The 15,872-nt window shown below is 59.0% G+C and carries 16 protein-coding genes; 10 read left to right on the top strand and 6 right to left on the bottom strand.

Translation table 11 applies throughout. The features are described 5' to 3' along the window. The first annotated feature begins 183 nt into the window (after positions 1 to 183). The 5 genes from recA to ACN0Q0_RS12380 all read left to right on the top strand — a co-directional run bounded on the left by recA (position 184) and on the right by ACN0Q0_RS12380 (position 5,916). Positions 184 to 1,278, top strand: a complete 1,095-nt coding sequence (gene recA, locus ACN0Q0_RS12360; RefSeq protein WP_417243706.1) for a recombinase RecA — start codon at positions 184 to 186, stop codon at positions 1,276 to 1,278. A gap of 149 nt (positions 1,279 to 1,427) precedes the next feature. Then, complete coding sequence (gene alaS / locus ACN0Q0_RS12365) at positions 1,428 to 4,082, top strand: alanine--tRNA ligase (protein WP_417243707.1); 2,655 nt, start codon at positions 1,428 to 1,430, stop codon at positions 4,080 to 4,082. 7 nt (positions 4,083 to 4,089) lie between these two features. Continuing rightward, positions 4,090 to 4,401, top strand: a complete 312-nt coding sequence (locus ACN0Q0_RS12370; protein WP_417243708.1) for a DUF1330 domain-containing protein — start codon at positions 4,090 to 4,092, stop codon at positions 4,399 to 4,401. A 71-nt stretch (positions 4,402 to 4,472) separates the two neighbouring features. Further along, positions 4,473 to 4,760 (top strand): DUF1330 domain-containing protein, encoded by a 288-nt coding sequence (locus ACN0Q0_RS12375; RefSeq protein WP_417243709.1) that lies wholly within the window; start codon positions 4,473 to 4,475, stop codon positions 4,758 to 4,760. 64 nt (positions 4,761 to 4,824) lie between these two features. Beyond that, the gene (locus ACN0Q0_RS12380; protein WP_417243710.1) at positions 4,825 to 5,916 is read left to right on the top strand and encodes a mandelate racemase/muconate lactonizing enzyme family protein; all 1,092 of its coding nucleotides are present in this window, start codon (positions 4,825 to 4,827) and stop codon (positions 5,914 to 5,916) included. Positions 5,917 to 6,010: 94 nt separating this feature from the next. Here the strand turns inward: ACN0Q0_RS12380 and typA are convergent, their stop codons facing one another. From typA to ACN0Q0_RS12410, 6 genes are all read right to left on the bottom strand, one after another. Further along, on the bottom strand, positions 6,011 to 7,828 hold the full coding sequence (gene typA, locus ACN0Q0_RS12385; protein ID WP_417243711.1) for a translational GTPase TypA: 1,818 nt from the start codon (positions 7,826 to 7,828) through the stop codon (positions 6,011 to 6,013). Between the two features lie 194 nt (positions 7,829 to 8,022). Beyond that, the gene (locus ACN0Q0_RS12390; protein WP_417243712.1) at positions 8,023 to 8,637 is read right to left on the bottom strand and encodes a YitT family protein; all 615 of its coding nucleotides are present in this window, start codon (positions 8,635 to 8,637) and stop codon (positions 8,023 to 8,025) included. A 71-nt stretch (positions 8,638 to 8,708) separates the two neighbouring features. Continuing rightward, entirely contained in the window at positions 8,709 to 9,332 is a 624-nt protein-coding gene (locus tag ACN0Q0_RS12395; RefSeq protein WP_417243713.1) for a YitT family protein, read from the bottom strand. A 101-nt stretch (positions 9,333 to 9,433) separates the two neighbouring features. After that, the gene (locus ACN0Q0_RS12400) at positions 9,434 to 10,009 is read right to left on the bottom strand and encodes a HupE/UreJ family protein (RefSeq protein ID WP_417243714.1); all 576 of its coding nucleotides are present in this window, start codon (positions 10,007 to 10,009) and stop codon (positions 9,434 to 9,436) included. Between the two features lie 176 nt (positions 10,010 to 10,185). Then, complete coding sequence (locus ACN0Q0_RS12405) at positions 10,186 to 11,400, bottom strand: NADP-dependent isocitrate dehydrogenase (protein ID WP_417243715.1); 1,215 nt, start codon at positions 11,398 to 11,400, stop codon at positions 10,186 to 10,188. Between the two features lie 126 nt (positions 11,401 to 11,526). Next, the gene (locus ACN0Q0_RS12410) at positions 11,527 to 12,213 is read right to left on the bottom strand and encodes a VIT1/CCC1 transporter family protein (protein WP_417243716.1); all 687 of its coding nucleotides are present in this window, start codon (positions 12,211 to 12,213) and stop codon (positions 11,527 to 11,529) included. A 227-nt stretch (positions 12,214 to 12,440) separates the two neighbouring features. On the opposite strand from ACN0Q0_RS12410, the gene rplM reads away from it, so the two are divergent. The 5 genes from rplM to ACN0Q0_RS12435 all read left to right on the top strand — a co-directional run bounded on the left by rplM (position 12,441) and on the right by ACN0Q0_RS12435 (position 15,861). Further along, positions 12,441 to 12,905, top strand: coding sequence for a 50S ribosomal protein L13 (gene rplM, locus ACN0Q0_RS12415; protein ID WP_417243717.1), 465 nt, complete (start codon positions 12,441 to 12,443; stop codon positions 12,903 to 12,905). Positions 12,906 to 12,907: 2 nt separating this feature from the next. Beyond that, positions 12,908 to 13,393: a 30S ribosomal protein S9 gene (gene rpsI, locus ACN0Q0_RS12420; RefSeq protein ID WP_417243718.1), complete on the top strand. Its 486-nt coding sequence runs from the start codon at positions 12,908 to 12,910 to the stop codon at positions 13,391 to 13,393. A 214-nt stretch (positions 13,394 to 13,607) separates the two neighbouring features. Further along, positions 13,608 to 13,784 (top strand): hypothetical protein, encoded by a 177-nt coding sequence (locus tag ACN0Q0_RS12425; RefSeq protein ID WP_417243719.1) that lies wholly within the window; start codon positions 13,608 to 13,610, stop codon positions 13,782 to 13,784. A gap of 176 nt (positions 13,785 to 13,960) precedes the next feature. After that, on the top strand, positions 13,961 to 14,713 hold the full coding sequence (locus ACN0Q0_RS12430; protein ID WP_417243720.1) for a FadR/GntR family transcriptional regulator: 753 nt from the start codon (positions 13,961 to 13,963) through the stop codon (positions 14,711 to 14,713). Next, positions 14,710 to 15,861, top strand: coding sequence for an aminotransferase class I/II-fold pyridoxal phosphate-dependent enzyme (locus ACN0Q0_RS12435; protein ID WP_417243721.1), 1,152 nt, complete (start codon positions 14,710 to 14,712; stop codon positions 15,859 to 15,861). Before ACN0Q0_RS12430 ends, ACN0Q0_RS12435 begins: the two co-directional genes overlap by 4 nt. The last annotated feature ends 11 nt before the right edge of the window (positions 15,862 to 15,872 follow it).

Below are 15,872 nucleotides of genomic sequence, written 5' to 3' on the forward strand. Positions count from 1 at the left end.
ATTAAGCATTAACCAATCTCTGCCACTGCTTATGGCATCAGTTTTTTGTTGTAGTGTTCTCTTTTTGATCTCATAAGGAATATAGAGAACAAGACAGGAACATAACCTGTCCTCGCGGAGCGTGACGGGCCATAGGGTTTCCGTTGCCGCCCCGGGGCGGGTGTGAGATAAGGGTAAAGACCAATGGCTAAAGCGGCGGCAGCAGAGATGAGCAAGAACGACAGCAACAAGCAAAAGGCCCTCGACAGCGCTTTGGCGCAGATCGAGCGCCAGTTCGGCAAAGGGTCGATCATGAAACTGGGCGCGGACAACCCCGCCCATGAGATCGAATCCACGTCCACGGGCTCGCTTGGCCTTGATATCGCGCTTGGAATTGGCGGGATCCCGAACGGGCGCATCATTGAAATCTACGGCCCTGAATCGTCGGGTAAAACCACCCTGACGCTGCACTGCGTGGCCGAAGAGCAGAAAAAAGGCGGTGTGTGCGCCTTTGTCGATGCAGAACACGCGCTTGACCCGATCTATGCCCGCAAACTGGGCGTGGACCTCGACGAGTTGCTGATTTCACAGCCCGACACCGGTGAACAAGCCCTTGAAATCGTGGATACTTTGGTGCGTTCCGGCGCTGTGTCGCTCGTGGTTGTCGACTCCGTGGCCGCCCTGACGCCCAAATCCGAACTTGAGGGCGATATGGGGGACAGCTCCGTCGGTGTTCAGGCCCGTTTGATGTCCCAGGCCATGCGCAAGCTGACAGGATCGATCAACCGGTCCAAATGTACCGTGATTTTTATCAACCAGATCCGCATGAAAATCGGCGTTATGTTCGGTTCGCCCGAAACAACCACCGGCGGCAATGCGTTGAAATTCTATTCCTCCGTGCGCCTCGATATTCGCCGCATCGGCCAGATCAAGGATCGCGACGAGGTTGTCGGCTCCGAAACCCGCGTGAAGGTCGTCAAAAACAAAGTGGCCCCACCGTTCAAACAGGTCGAATTCGACATCATGTATGGCGAGGGAATTTCGAAAACCGGTGAACTTTTGGACCTCGGCGTGAAAGCGGGCGTGGTCGACAAATCGGGCTCGTGGTTCTCCTACGGGGACGAACGTATCGGGCAGGGACGCGAAAACGCCAAGCGGTTCCTCAAGGAAAACACCCGCTTTGCCCTTGAGATCGAGGATAAGATCCGCGCGTCACACGGGCTTGAGTTCGATCTGGCCGATGAATTTGCCGCCATCGAAGAGGTCACAGACGTGGTTGACGGCGACGACGCGGAATAAGCACCGCCACGGCGTGGAAAAATCAAACGAAAAAGGGTCGGAACCGTCGGGTTTCGGCCCTTTTGCATGGTGCGGGCAATGGACAGGCTGTCAAAGGGGCGATAAACCCGAAGGACTGCAATTTCCTGCCCAAAAACAAGAGCCCTGACATGCCAAGCGTCAACGACATCCGCTCCACATTCCTGAATTATTTTGACCGCAACGGCCATACGGTCGTGGACAGCTCCTCGCTTGTCCCGCGCAATGATCCGACGTTGATGTTTACCAACTCGGGCATGGTTCAGTTCAAAAACTGCTTCACAGGTCTGGAAAAGCGCGATTACGTGCGTGCCACCTCGGCACAAAAATGCGTTCGTGCAGGGGGCAAGCACAACGACCTCGACAATGTCGGCTACACCGCGCGTCACCACACATTCTTTGAAATGCTCGGCAACTTTTCCTTTGGCGATTATTTCAAGGACGAGGCCATCCCGTTTGCATGGGAATTGATCACGGGCGTTTTCGGGATCCCCAAAGAGCGGTTGTATGTCACCGTCTATCACACCGATGACGAGGCGTTCGGGATCTGGAAAAAGGTTGGTGTTCCCGAGGACCGGATCATCCGTATCGCCACCTCCGACAACTTCTGGCAGATGGGCGATACTGGCCCTTGTGGTCCGTGTACCGAGATTTTTTATGACCACGGCGATCACATCTGGGGCGGCCCTCCCGGCTCGCCCGATGAGGATGGCGACCGTTTTATCGAGATCTGGAACGTGGTGTTCATGCAGAACGAACGCTTTGCCGACGGGTCGATGACCGATCTGGCGATGCAATCCATCGATACGGGCATGGGTCTGGAACGCATCGCGGCGCTGTTGCAGGGCAGCCATGACAACTACGATACCGACATGATGAAGGCGCTGATCGAAGCTTCGGCCCACGCCACCTCGGTCGATCCGTTTGGCGATAAAAACGTGCATCACCGTGTGATTGCCGATCACCTGCGCTCGACCTCGTTTCTGATTGCCGATGGCGTGATGCCATCGAACGAGGGCCGCGGATATGTGCTGCGCCGCATCATGCGCCGTGCGATGCGTCACGCGCATTTGCTTGGGGCGAAAGATCCGATCATGCACAGCCTTGTCCCTGAACTGGTGCGCCAGATGGGCGATGCCTATCCGGAGTTGCGCCAAGGTCAGGCAATGATCGAGGAGACGTTGCGCCTTGAGGAAACGCGGTTCAAACAGACGCTTGATCGCGGCCTGAAACTTCTTGACGACGAATTGGACGGTTTGGGCGCGGGTGAAAAACTCGCGGGGGCGGCGGCGTTCAAACTCTACGATACCTTCGGGTTCCCGCTTGACCTGACGCAGGATGCCCTGCGCGAAAAGGGCCGCGAAGTTGACACCGACGGCTTTAACGCCGCGATGGCCGAGCAAAAGGCCAAGGCCCGCGCGGCATGGGCCGGCTCGGGTGAAACGGCGGATGCGACCGTGTGGTATGACATCGCCGAGGACAAAGGCACCACCGAATTTCTGGGGTACGAGACCGAAAAGGCCGAGGGCGAGATTGTCGCCTTGGTCAAAGACGGCGCACGCGTGACATCTGCGACGGCGGGCGACACGGTGCAAATTATCGTCAACCAGACACCGTTTTATGGTGAAAGCGGTGGTCAGGTGGGCGACACCGGTGTGATCCGTGTCGACAGCAATATCGCATCGGTGACCGACACGAAAAAGGTCGCGGGCGTGTTCATTCACATCGCCGAGGTTCGCAAAGGGACGATCAATGTCGGCGAGCCCGCGGTGTTGGAGGTCGATCATGCGCGGCGCGCCACGATCCGTGCCAACCATTCGGCCACGCACCTGTTGCACGAGGCGTTGCGCATCACGCTTGGCGATCATGTCGCACAGCGCGGCTCGCTCAATGCGCCGGACCGTTTGCGGTTCGATTTCTCCCATGGCAAGGCGCTGAGTGCGGCGGAACTGGCCACGGTCGAGGCCGATGTGAATGCGTTCATCCGTCAAAACACGCCCGTTGAAACCCGTATTATGACGCCCGACGACGCCCGTGCCATTGGCGCACAGGCGCTGTTTGGCGAAAAGTACGGCGACGAGGTGCGCGTTGTGTCGATGGGCCAGGCGGACACGGGCAAGGGCGTTGCGGGCAAGACCTATTCGCTTGAGCTGTGCGGCGGGACCCATGTGGCGCGCACGGGTGACATCGGGGTGTGCGTGATCACGGGCGATAGCGCCTCCTCCGCAGGGGTGCGCCGGATCGAAGCCCTCACGGGCCAAGCCGCCATTGCCCATTTGGCGCAGGCGGCGGGGCGTGCCGATGCGGTTGCCGCGATGTTGAAGGCCCCCGTGGGCGAGGTCGTGGACCGCGTTAAAGCGTTGAGTGACGAGCGCAAGAAGCTTGAACAAGAGGTCGCAAACCTGCGCCAACAGATCGCTATGGGCGGCGGGGCCACCGGTGGCGCCGTTGAGGCCCGCGATGTGGGCGGCGTGCCGTTTCTGGCACAAGCGTTACAGGGGGTATCGGGCAAGGACCTGCGCGGGTTGATCGATGCGCATAAAACCAACCTTGGGTCCGGTGTGATTTTGTTGATCGCGGATGACGACGGCAAGGTGGCCGTGGCCTGTGGTGTGACGGATGATCTGGTGGGCAAAGTGTCCGCCGTGGAGGTGCTCAAGGCGGCGGTGGTCGAAGTGGGCGGTCAGGGCGGCGGTGGCCGTGCTGATATGGCTCAGGGCGGTGGAAAAGATTTCGCGGGAGCCGAGGCGGCGATTGCGGCCGCGGAGGCCGTTTTAAAAGGGTAAGTGTCCAATGGCCTACTATATTGTCGCCCATGCGGATGTGCGTGATATCGAGACCTATCGCCGCTATGCCGAACGCGCCGAAGAGCTAATGGTTCAGCACGGCGCCCGCGTTCTGGTGGGCGGCGTGCGGGGCCGCTATGTCGAAGGCAACGGTCCCAAGCGCCATTCCATCGTGGTCTTTCCCGACGAGGCCAGTGCCGATGCCTGTTACATGTCCGATGCGTATCAGGAGATACTGCCACTTGCGATGCGGTCCGCGACGCGCAATGTCGTGGTGGTGAACGGGCCGGATGTGCCTGAATTGTTCAAGACCGAGTAACGCGTCCCTGCGGCGTGTTTGTCTGTGGGGATGTGATCCCCACCCCATTCATCGATGAAAGGAAGCCTCTCATGGCGGCACTCTGGATCACCCACGTAACGGTGACAAACGACGAAGAATACGGCAAATACGCCAAGCTTGCCGGTCCGGCGATTGCGTTGCATGGCGGCGAGTTTATTGCCCGTGGCGGTGCCTATGTGCAGCTTGAGGGCCGTGACCGTCCCCGCAATGTCGTGATCCGGTTTGCCAGTGTTGCGGCCGCGCAGGCGTGCTATGCCTCGCCGGAATACCAAGAGGCTCTGGCCTTTGCAAAGGACAGCTCCGAGCGCGATTTGGTGATTGTCGAAACGACGGACTAACCGGTCGAACGTGTCCGGAACGTTACGGTTTTTGATGATTTGACTGCGGACGGGAGGATCAAACATGTCCATTATTACGCGCGTTGAGCCACGGCTGTTTCGCATTCCGTTGGACGAGGTGTTGGTGGATGCCAAACACGGCGACCATACGCATTTCGAGCTGATCACGGTCACGATTTTCACCGGGGATGGCCTGTCGGGGACGGGGTACACCTATACGGGTGGCAAGGGCGGTCAGGCGGTTCTGGCCATGTTGACCCATGATTTTGCCGGTTGGCTGACGGGACAGGACGCGGGGGCGGTCGAGGCGCTCAACGAGGCAATGCAGTGGCACGTCCATTACGTGGCCCGTGGCGGCATTGCGTCCTTTGCCATTTCCGCGCTTGATATTGCGCTGTGGGACCTGCGTGGCAAACGCGAGGACAGGCCGCTGTGGCAAATGGCGGGCGGGGCGGATCGCACCTGTCGGGCCTATTGCGGCGGCATCGATCTGGGGTATAGCGAGGCCAGATTGGTCGAGAGCGTCAAGGGGTATGTGGCGCGGGGATTTGACGGGGTAAAGATCAAACTCGGTCGCTCCCATGACGAGGATATCGCCCGGATCAAGGCGGTGCGTGACGCCATCGGTCCCGATGTGACATTCATGGTCGATGCCAATTATTCGCTCTCGACGGCGGCGGCGATTGCCCTGTCCAGAGCGATGGAACCCTTTGATATTACGTGGTTCGAGGAACCGATCGACCCCGATGATTTCGCGGGCTATGGGGAGATTGCGCAGGCCACATCGGTGCCCCTGGCCATGGGGGAAAACCTCCACACCATCCACGAGTTCCACCGTGCATTCGACCAGTCGCAACTCGGCTACATCCAACCCGATGCCTCCAATTGCGGTGGCATTACGGGGTGGTTGGCCGTGGCGCGGGCGGCGGCGGAGCGCGGCATTCCGGTCTGTTCGCACGGGATGCAGGAGTTGCATGTGGGTCTTGTCAGTGCGCAACCCAACGCGGGGTGGATCGAGGTGCATTCTTTCCCGATTGATCGTTACACCACACGGCCTTTGGTGGTCGAAAACCATCGTGCGGTGGCGGCGGATACGGCGGGGACGGGGGTTGTGTTCGATTGGGCGCTGTTGGAGCGGGCCCACGATCCCGTGTGACCGTAAACGGCAAAGCGCCACTTGAAGAAAATACGATACAAAAAAGGCGGCCCCGATATGGGAGCCGCCTTTTCTATCTGTGGTGTTGTGCCGCTTACTGTGCGGAGCGGGCCTGACGTTTGCGCTCGTGCGGGTCGAGGTAGCGTTTGCGCAAACGGATCGCGTTTGGCGTCACTTCGACCAACTCGTCGTCGTCGATATAGGCAATCGCCTGTTCAAGGGTCAGCGTCACGGGTGTGGTCAGACGCACGGCGTCATCGGTGCCGGAGGCGCGCACGTTGGTGAGCTGCTTGCCTTTGAGCGGGTTCACTTCGAGATCGTTTTCACGGGTGTGTTCGCCGATCACCATGCCTTGGTAGACATCTTCCTGCGCCCCGATAAAGAAGTGGCCGCGATCCTCGAGTTTCCAAAGCGCGTAGGACACGGCCTTGCCCGCATCCATGGAGATCAGAACGCCCTGACGACGGCCGGGGATGTGCCCTTTGTGCGGTGCCCATTCGTGGAACACGCGGTTGAGAACGCCGGTGCCGCGCGTATCGGTGAGGAATTCACCGTGGTAGCCGATGAGGCCACGCGAGGGGACGTGTGCAATGATGCGCGTCTTGCCGTTTTGCTGGCGCATCTCGGCCAGATCCCCCTTACGGGTGCCGGTAATTTTTTCGATCACGGCGCCGGAGTATTCGTCATCCACGTCAATGGTGACTTCCTCGATCGGCTCCATTTTCACGCCGTCGATTTCGCGGATCAGAACCTGTGGGCGGGAGATCGACAATTCGAACCCTTCGCGGCGCATGTTCTCGATCAACACACCCATCTGAAGCTCGCCACGACCGGCAACCTCGAAGGCTTCGCCACCGGGGGTGTCGGTGACTTTGATCGCCACGTTGACTTCGGCTTCTTTCATCAGGCGGTCACGGATAACGCGCGACTGTACCTTTTTGCCGTCACGACCGGCAAGCGGGCTGTCGTTGATGCCAAAGGTCACGGTGATGGTTGGCGGGTCAATCGGCTGCGCCTCGAGCGGCGTTTCGATTTCAAGCGCACACAGCGTGTCGGACACGGTGGCTTTGGACATGCCCGCAACGGACACGATGTCGCCCGCGATGGCCTCGTTGATGTCTTGCATCGCCAGACCACGGAAGGCCTGAATCTTCTTGACCTGAAACTGCTCGATCTTTTGGCCGTTGCGGGTCAGCGCCTGAATGGTCGCACCTGTTTTCAACGTGCCGGTTTCAACGCGGCCCGTGAGCAAGCGCCCCAGAAACGGGTCGGCACCGAGTGTGGTGGCGAGCATGGTGAACGGCTCGTTCTGTTTCTTGAGCTGCTTGGGGGCGGGGACGTGGTTCACGATGAGGTTGAACAGCGCGTCGAGGTTCTTGCGCGGGCCGTTCAGCTCGGTATCACACCACCCGTTACGGCCGGAGGCGTACAGGTGTGGGAAGTCGAGTTGATCGTCGTCGGCGTCGAGCGAGGCGAAGAGGTCGAAACACTCGTCAAGCGCACGGTCGGGTTCGGCGTCGGGTTTGTCGACTTTGTTGAGCACAACGATCGGGCGCAGGCCAAGGGCGAGCGCTTTCGAGGTCACGAATTTGGTTTGGGGCATCGGACCTTCGGCGGCGTCGACCAACAGGACAACACCGTCAACCATCGACAGGATGCGTTCAACTTCGCCACCGAAATCGGCGTGACCGGGCGTGTCCACGATGTTGATGCGGTGGCCTTTGTATTCCACAGAGGTGGCTTTGGCGAGGATGGTAATCCCGCGCTCACGCTCCAGATCGTTGCTGTCCATAGCCCGCTCGGTGGTGGCCTGGTTGGCACGGTAGGTGCCGGATTGTTTGAGAAGCTCGTCCACAAGCGTCGTCTTGCCGTGGTCAACGTGAGCGATGATAGCAATATTGCGAAGATCCATTGGGTTTATATCCGTGCGTAACTCGTTTGCGCAGCCCGTAACCCGTGCCGCGCCAAAAGGCCAGAAGAAAAGGTACAGACGCGGCGATGCGCGGGTGTACCGGTGGAATTGTGCGGTTCGGACCCGTGATACGATAGATTATGGCGCAAGACGTTAAAAGCGCGCGGGCGTATCGCGGTGGCGGCGGCGGTGTTTTACATGGCGATATAGCGGTCGCGGCGGTGGTTGATGGCGATCACAAGGTTGAGGATCACAGCGCCCAAAAGCGAGTATCCGACCTGTGACAGCGGCAAGAGAAGCGCCGCGACACTGAACAGCACGGCGTCAAAACCGAGTTGCACATAGCCCGCTTTGAGTTTGGTCGCGTCCTGCAGGTAGAGCGCCAGAATGCCGATCCCGCCGAGCGATCCGCCGTGGCGGAAAATGGCCATAAGCCCTGCGCCTTGCAAAAAGCCGATCATCACCGCGCCGAACACCGGATCGACCTGCTCGAACGAGACCAGATGCGGGAACAGTTCGGAAAAGGCGGAGATCAGCGCCACGCAGACAAAGGTCTTGAGGACGAATTTCATCCCCATGCGTTTGTAGCCAAACCAGTAGAACGGCAGGTTGACAGCAAAGAACACCCACCCGAACGGCGCCTCGAGTACATAAGAGACGAGCAGGGCGAGGCCGGCGGTCTGACCGGTGATAAACCCCATGTCGCGCAGCATCACCACGGCAAAGGCGCACATGGCAGTGCCAAAGATGAACCCTTGGGCATCTTCGAACAGGGTGTGGTTTTCGGCTTTTTGATCTTTTGTTTGCATGAGGGTCTTGGATACCGAAACGCGGCAAAAGGCAAGGGGGGGGGTGAGGGGGCGTTGGCGATATGGGGGGATCAGTTGGCGATATAGCGGTCGCGGCGGTGGTTGAACGCGATCACCCCGTTGAGGATCAGCGCGCCGAGAAGCGAATAGAGCACACGCTCTGGGGCAAAGAGGAAAAAGGCGACACCAAACAAGAGCGCGTCAAAACCGAGTTGGACAATCCCTGCGCGGATGCCGAACCGGTCCTGGGCATAAAGTGCCACCACACCCAGGCCCCCGAGCGAGCCTTTGTGGCGAAAGGTGCCAAGGAGGCCGTAGCCTGTGAGCACGCCAAAGGCCACGATGCCAAACAGCGGATTGAGGTGTGAAAACTGCATCCAGTTTGGAACGATCTCCATCAAAAGCGAGAGGATCGTGACGCAAGCAATTGATTTCAATGTAAACTCACGCCCCATTTGGAACCAGGCAAGGGCATAGAACGGGATGTTGATGAGCCAGAATACCCACGAAAACGACCATTCGGTGAGGTAGGAAATCACAAGGGCCAGACCTGCGGTTTGCCCCGTGATGAACCCCAGTTGCGTGATAAAGCTCAGGCCGATGGCGGTTGTCACAAGGCTGATCGAGAACCCTTGCAGGTCCTCGAGTGCGGTGTGTTTGGGTGGATCTACGGGGAGGGGGATGGGTGAGGGCATGGCGCTATCTTAGGGCAGCATTGCTGACCTGTCTAGCGGTCCCTGCGTCCGTGACGTGAGGTTTTCGTATCAGGGACGCAGGGGGCGTGGATGTCAGGCGTTTATGACAGCACGAGCGACAGGCCAAGGGCGGCGCTGATCGCACCGAGAAAACGCGGGGCAAGCGGATGGGCGCGGGCCATGAATTGCGCCATGACAATGCCGAGGGCGTGCAGGGCGGCGGTGACGGTGATAAAGCCGATCCCGAAGGTCAGCGCCTGCGCATCCCCGAGCTCGGCCCCGTGGGCGTGGCCGTGGAAGAGTCCGAAAAACGCCGCGACAGCGATGCCGCTCCCCACGGCGGGGCGCAGCGCGAGTAGCACCACAATCCCGAACACGATGGAGGAGGCAAGGATCATCGGCTCGACCAGAGGCAGCGGGGCGCCCAGACCCGCGCCGATGTAGCCAAGGGTCATGGCGCCGACAAACCCCGCAGGCACCGCCCAAATGCCGCGCCCGCCGATTTGCAGCGCCCAGACCCCGACCGCCAACATGGCGATGACGTGGTCCAACCCGAACAGCGGATGGGACGCCCCCGCAAGCAAGGAGCCGTGCTCGCCCGCCGGCAAATGCGCCACAGCGGGAGAGGTTGTGAGGGTAAGTGCAGTTAAATAAACGATAAAGCGCGTGTATGTCATGTCTTTGGTGTTCCTGTGTGTGGGTCAACGGACGCTCCGGATTGGATCGCGTCGGGCCGTGTATAGCGGGCTTGGCCGCGCAGGTTCAAACGAAAAGGCCACCCGCATCGGGGTGGCCTTTGGTCTGTTCTTGTGTGGCTCTGCTCTTGTGCCGGTCCGGTCGTGAAACCGCGGCGTTACCCCACGAGCGCCTTGTTGAGGTTCTCGTCGAGCTTTTCGAGAAAGCCCATCGTGGTGAGCCAGCTTTGATCGGGGCCGACGAGCAGGGCGAGGTCTTTGGTCATGTGGCCGCTCTCGACCGTGTCGACGATCACCTTTTCCAATGTGGTGGCAAAGCGCATCAACTGTTCGTTGCTGTCCAGTTTGGCGCGGTGTTTGAGGCCACCGGTCCATGCGTAGATCGAGGCGATGGAGTTGGTCGATGTGGCTTCGCCCGCCTGGTGTTGGCGGTAGTGGCGCGTCACGGTGCCGTGGGCCGCTTCGGCCTCGACGATCTTTCCGTCCGGCGTCAACAATTGCGAGGTCATCATGCCAAGCGAGCCAAAACCCTGTGCCACGGTGTCGGATTGCACATCGCCGTCATAGTTTTTACAGGCCCAGACAAATCCGCCCGACCATTTGAGCGCACAGGCGACCATATCGTCGATCAGACGGTGTTCGTACCAGATGCCCGCCTCTTTGTATTTCTGGGCAAACTCGGCCTCATAGATCTCTTCAAAGATATCTTTGAACCGGCCGTCATAGGCCTTGAGGATGGTGTTTTTGGTCGACAGGTAAACGGGCCACCCGAGGTTGAGACCATACATCAGCGACGAGCGGGCAAAGTCGCGGATGCTGTCGTCGAGGTTATACATCGCCTGATACACACCGGCGGAGGGGGCGTCGAACACCTCGCGCTCAATGATGGTGCCATCCGCGCCCTCGAATTTCATCGTCAATTTGCCCGCAGAGGGGAATGTGAAATCGGAGGCTTTGTATTGGTCGCCGTAGGCATGACGCCCCACCACGATCGGTTTGGTCCATCCGGGCACAAGGCGCGGCACGTTTTTACAGATGATCGGTTGGCGGAAAATCGTCCCGCCGATGATGTTGCGGATCGTCCCGTTGGGGCTGCGCCACATCTTTTTGAGGTTGAATTCCTCGACGCGGGCCTCGTCGGGGGTGATGGTCGCACATTTGACGGCCACGCCGACCTCTTTGGTCTTTTCGGCGGCATCAATGGTGATCTGGTCATTGGTTTCGTCGCGCGATTCAATCCCCAGATCGTAATAGAGCAGGTCGAGGTCGAGGTACGGCAGGATCAGTTTCTCTTTGATGAACGCCCACATGATGCGGGTCATCTCGTCGCCATCCATTTCGACGATGGGGTTGTCTACCTTGATCTTTGTCATCGGGTCGCGCTCCTATAGGTCTGGGCGATGCGTATCTCTTGGGGGTGTATATAGCGTAAAGACGGGGCGGGGGGAAGTCCTGTATACATTGGTATACCAGAAAGGTGGCCGCGCCCCGTAGCGCCCTTAACCCGCCACAATGAGGCCGACCCCGTAGGCGACAAACGCGCATAATCCGCCAAGCGTTACCGTCTCGCCGACACAGCGCACAAGGCCCGCCCGTGTGGCCGTATGGCGCAACAGCCCCAACAGGATCAGCGCGCTGAAGGTGGCAAATACGGCGGCGCGGGTCTGTGTCTCTACGGGAATCCCGATCAGGTAGGGCAGGAGCGGAATGGCCCCGAACACCACAAACGCCACAAAGGTCACAAGGGCGCGGGGCCATAGCGGCCCTTGCCCCGGATCCTCGATGCCGTCGACCTGACTCAGGGTCAGTTCCGCCATCAGGTCGGGGGACCTGGCCGTCAGGGACGCCATCGTGGTCGCGTCAAGGGAAGACAGCCCGCGCGATTTGAGGTGTGCGGCGAGCGCATCGACCTGCGCCGACGGATCGCGGGCCAGTGTGGCGCGGCGGCGCTTGATCATGTCGCGGGCGGCACGGGCCGACAGGAATTCACCAAGCCCCATCGAGGTGGCATCGGCAAACAGGTTGGCCAGACCAAACAGCAACACGGCCAAGGCGCCGATCTGCGCTGTGCCTTGGGATTCGGCGCCCGCAAACCCCGCGACGATGGCAAAGGTGGTGACAATACCGTCATTGCCGCCATAAACGATCTGTTTGAGGTGGTCGGTGAACCGTGTGCGTAGGGTCATGGGCGGCTCCGTCGGGGATATGTGGCGTGAGTGTAGCCGATTTTGCGCCGGAGTGCTTGATAGAGCGCAATGCGGTGCAAAAAGGGGGGTGTGATTTGGGGTATAATGATACCTATTTCACAACGCTTTGTTTTTGCTGTGTTATTATGGCTTTGCCGCGCTTGACTGTGCGTGTGAAACCTATAGAACACCCCAATCTGAATTATCGACCCCAAAGGGCAACTGACATGAAGACTTTTACCGCTACCCCGGCGGACGTGGACAAGAAATGGATCATCATCGACGCTGAAGGCGTTGTTCTTGGTCGTCTTGCGTCTATCGTCGCCATGCGTTTGCGCGGCAAGCACAAAGCCACGTTCACACCGTCTGTCGACATGGGCGACAACGTGATCATCATCAACGCTGACAAAGTGCAGATGACGGGCAAAAAACGCACCGACAAAATCCACTACTGGCACACCGGCTATCCGGGCGGCATCAAACAGCGCACAGCCGGTCAGATCCTCGAGGGGAAACACCCCGAGCGTCTCGTGACCAAGGCCGTTCAGCGTATGCTTCCGGGCAACAAGCTGTCGCGCCAGGTGATGACTAACCTGCGCGTCTATGCAGGCACCGAGCATCCTCATGAGGCCCAAAAGCCCGAAGTACTGGACGTTAAGTCCATGAACAAGAAAAACACTCGGAGCGCATAATCATGGTTGATGAAATCAAATCCCTCGACGAGCTGAACGCCGTCGCCGGTGGCGAGGCAACAATCGAAGTTGCAGCCCCCCGTGAACCCGTACGTGACGAACTGGGCCGCTCCTATGCGACCGGTAAACGTAAAGATGCGGTTGCCCGCGTTTGGATCAAGCCGGGCTCCGGCAAGGTCACCGTCAACGGCAAAGAGATGAGCGTGTATTTCGCCCGTCCCGTGCTCCAGCTGATCGTCAAGCAGCCTTCGCAGGTTGCCGGCGTTGAAGGCGAGTTTGACGTTGTTGCAACTGTCAAAGGTGGTGGCCTCTCCGGTCAGGCCGGCGCGGTCAAGCACGGCATCTCCAAAGCGCTTCAGCTTTACAACCCCGAACTGCGTGGCGCTTTGAAAGCCGCAGGCTTCATCACACGCGACAGCCGCGTTGTCGAGCGTAAGAAATTCGGTCGTCGCAAAGCACGTCGTTCCTTCCAGTTCTCCAAGCGTTAATCGCTTCGGGTCCGACTGGATCGCAGAATTGGAAAAGGCCACCCGCGCGGGTGGCCTTTTTCGTTTGGGCCAAGGTCGGTCCTGTGGGGCGCGGCCGTCTTGGGCTGTGACACCGTCCTCACTCCGCGTGTTGCCGCAAACGCCGTTGCGACCTTTTCGTGGCGGCGCATTCCGCCAAAGCGGTGGGTCGTACGGGTCCAGTCCGGCAAGCCAAATGCCCCGTCCGCGGTTGGCCGGATCAGCAATCAATCCGTGGGCCAATGTGATTGCGGGGCTGTGGTCGCACGGTTTCGAACAGGGGCGGGCGCGTCCCGCCGGATCGGGCGGTGCGACGGATATCCGGTCCGGCCCCGTCTGTCCGGGTGCTCCGCTTGGGGCGTGTGGCGGGTAGAATCAAAAGTCCGGTCTTGGCACTGATCCCGTTATTCCCATCTCGACATGGTCCGGTTTTACGGGGCGGTTTTCTCAGGGGCTTGTTTTCACTCCGAATTTTATGTCCTACATTATGTTGATTATGTCAGACATTAATCGTAGCGTTTAGGAAATCACCATTTGGAAAGATCACGCGTGCAAAAAGTCCCCGCTTTAAAAATCAAACCTGTGGATTTCGAAAACTCCGAAATTCTCGAACACCTTGTCGCGTTGGAAAACGGTCGGGATGTGCTTGAGGCGCTGACACTCATGATCGAGCGGGCGGGCCTTGGCATTGGTGACCGGCTTCCGCCGGAGATCGAGATTGCGAAAAAACTGAACGTTGGACGGTCGAAAGTCCGCGAGGCGCTTATCGCATGGCAAAATATGGGCATTGTGACGCGCAACAAGAAAGCTGGAACGCGTCTTGCCGCAGAGGTCTCGTCCAATGATCTCCACATGCCTTTGACGCTGAAACTGGAGGCCGAGAGCCTGTTGCGGACCCACGCCGTGCGCCGCCCCCTTGAAATTGAAGTTGTCAGGGTCGCGTGCCGGAACGTGACCGCACAACAGGGCCGTATCATTCTGGCGCGCGCAGCAGAGCTTATGGCGTCCTATGAGGCCGGCGAAGACTGGCGCAGGGCGGACCACCGTTTTCACATCGCAATTTATGAGGCGTCCGGAAACCCGCTGTTCGAGCAATTGATCCGGCAAATTCAGGAAGGGTTCAATGCCATCTACGAAGCGCCCTTTGGGCGGGCGCATCTGGGGCAGGCGACGATCCCGTTACACCTGCCGCTTGCCAAGGCAATCGTTGCTGGCGAGGTCAAAATCGCAATCGCGTATATGGAGCAAATTATGGACATGGTCGAAACCGAGGTGCGCGAAGTAATGAAAGAGCAATCATGACTGAAGACCAACAGATTTCCACATTAATGGCCGCTGTTTTCTCCGATGCAAACGGGGCGATCACGCCGCCAATCGTACAAACATCGCTCTTCTCGTTTGACAGCTACAAAGATTTCGAAGATCGCATGGCCGGGCGCTCCAACCGGGCCATCTACACACGGATTCAAAACCCGACCGTCGCCGCATTTGAGGGGCTCATGGCAAAGGCGGAGCACGGCGAAGCCGCCGTGGGATTTGCATCAGGAATTGCCGCGATTTCATCAACCCTGCTCGCATTCCTCAAACCGGGCGATCGCATTGCCTGTATCGAACATGTGTATCCCGATAGCTACCGGTTGATGGAACGTCTTTTGCGGCCTTTCGGCGTCGAGATCAGCTACCACTCGGCTGCAGAATTCGAGACCAATGAGGACCTTTTGGCGGGCGTGACAATTGCCTTTCTGGAAAGCCCGAGTTCGGTCGTTTTTACCCCGCTAAACCTGATCAAGGTTGCGCAATTTGCCAAACGGCACGGCACGCTCACGATGATCGACAACTCCTGGGCAAGCCCCGTCTTTCAGCGTCCGCTAACGCTCGGCATCGATATCGTGATCCACTCGGCCTCGAAATATATTTCGGGCCATTCGGATACGGTTGCGGGCGTCGTGGTCTCCTCCCAGGCCCATATCGCCCGCATCCGTGATCTGACCCTGTCGCTTTTGGGGGCAAAACTTGCACCGTTTGAAGCCTTCCTTCTGACCCGTGGTCTGCGCACGCTAAGTGCCCGCATGATGCAACATCAGGCAACCGCCAACCTGTTTGTCGACCGCTTGGCCACACTGGCGCAGGTCACAAAAATCAACAGCCCGGGCGCAAACGACGTGCCTGGCCTGACGGGGCGCAGCGGGCTTATGTCCATCGAGTTTGACGACAGTGTCGACATCCCGAAATTCTGCGATGCAGTTCAACATTTCCGACTGGGCGTGAGCTGGGGCGGTTTTGAAAGTCTGATCCTACCCGCTCGCGTCGGGCTCGCTCAGGCCGGTGAGAAAAACTCGATGCAAGCATTTGGCGTCTCGCCCAATCTGGTTCGTTTGAGCCTCGGGTTGGAAGATGCAGAAGACCTTTGGGCGGATTTCATGTCCGCCTTGAGCCAAAGCGCGACCTGAAAAGGGAAAAG

Source organism: Celeribacter sp., assembly GCF_048259695.1.
GTDB lineage: Bacteria > Pseudomonadota > Alphaproteobacteria > Rhodobacterales > Rhodobacteraceae > Celeribacter.

Bases quoted from the DNA above. Each gene is read 5' to 3' on its own strand.
- recA (WP_417243706.1), top strand. From the start codon at position 184: ATGGCTAAAGCGGCGGCAGCAGAGATGAGCAAGAACGACAGCAACAAG.
- alaS (WP_417243707.1), top strand. From the start codon at position 1,428: ATGCCAAGCGTCAACGACATCCGCTCCACATTCCTGAATTATTTTGAC.
- ACN0Q0_RS12370 (WP_417243708.1), top strand. From the start codon at position 4,090: ATGGCCTACTATATTGTCGCCCATGCGGATGTGCGTGATATCGAGACC.
- ACN0Q0_RS12375 (WP_417243709.1), top strand. From the start codon at position 4,473: ATGGCGGCACTCTGGATCACCCACGTAACGGTGACAAACGACGAAGAA.
- ACN0Q0_RS12380 (WP_417243710.1), top strand. From the start codon at position 4,825: ATGTCCATTATTACGCGCGTTGAGCCACGGCTGTTTCGCATTCCGTTG.
- typA (WP_417243711.1), bottom strand. From the start codon at position 7,828: ATGGATCTTCGCAATATTGCTATCATCGCTCACGTTGACCACGGCAAG.
- ACN0Q0_RS12390 (WP_417243712.1), bottom strand. From the start codon at position 8,637: ATGCAAACAAAAGATCAAAAAGCCGAAAACCACACCCTGTTCGAAGAT.
- ACN0Q0_RS12395 (WP_417243713.1), bottom strand. From the start codon at position 9,332: ATGCCCTCACCCATCCCCCTCCCCGTAGATCCACCCAAACACACCGCA.
- ACN0Q0_RS12400 (WP_417243714.1), bottom strand. From the start codon at position 10,009: ATGACATACACGCGCTTTATCGTTTATTTAACTGCACTTACCCTCACA.
- ACN0Q0_RS12405 (WP_417243715.1), bottom strand. From the start codon at position 11,400: ATGACAAAGATCAAGGTAGACAACCCCATCGTCGAAATGGATGGCGAC.
- ACN0Q0_RS12410 (WP_417243716.1), bottom strand. From the start codon at position 12,213: ATGACCCTACGCACACGGTTCACCGACCACCTCAAACAGATCGTTTAT.
- rplM (WP_417243717.1), top strand. From the start codon at position 12,441: ATGAAGACTTTTACCGCTACCCCGGCGGACGTGGACAAGAAATGGATC.
- rpsI (WP_417243718.1), top strand. From the start codon at position 12,908: ATGGTTGATGAAATCAAATCCCTCGACGAGCTGAACGCCGTCGCCGGT.
- ACN0Q0_RS12425 (WP_417243719.1), top strand. From the start codon at position 13,608: ATGCCCCGTCCGCGGTTGGCCGGATCAGCAATCAATCCGTGGGCCAAT.
- ACN0Q0_RS12435 (WP_417243721.1), top strand. From the start codon at position 14,710: ATGACTGAAGACCAACAGATTTCCACATTAATGGCCGCTGTTTTCTCC.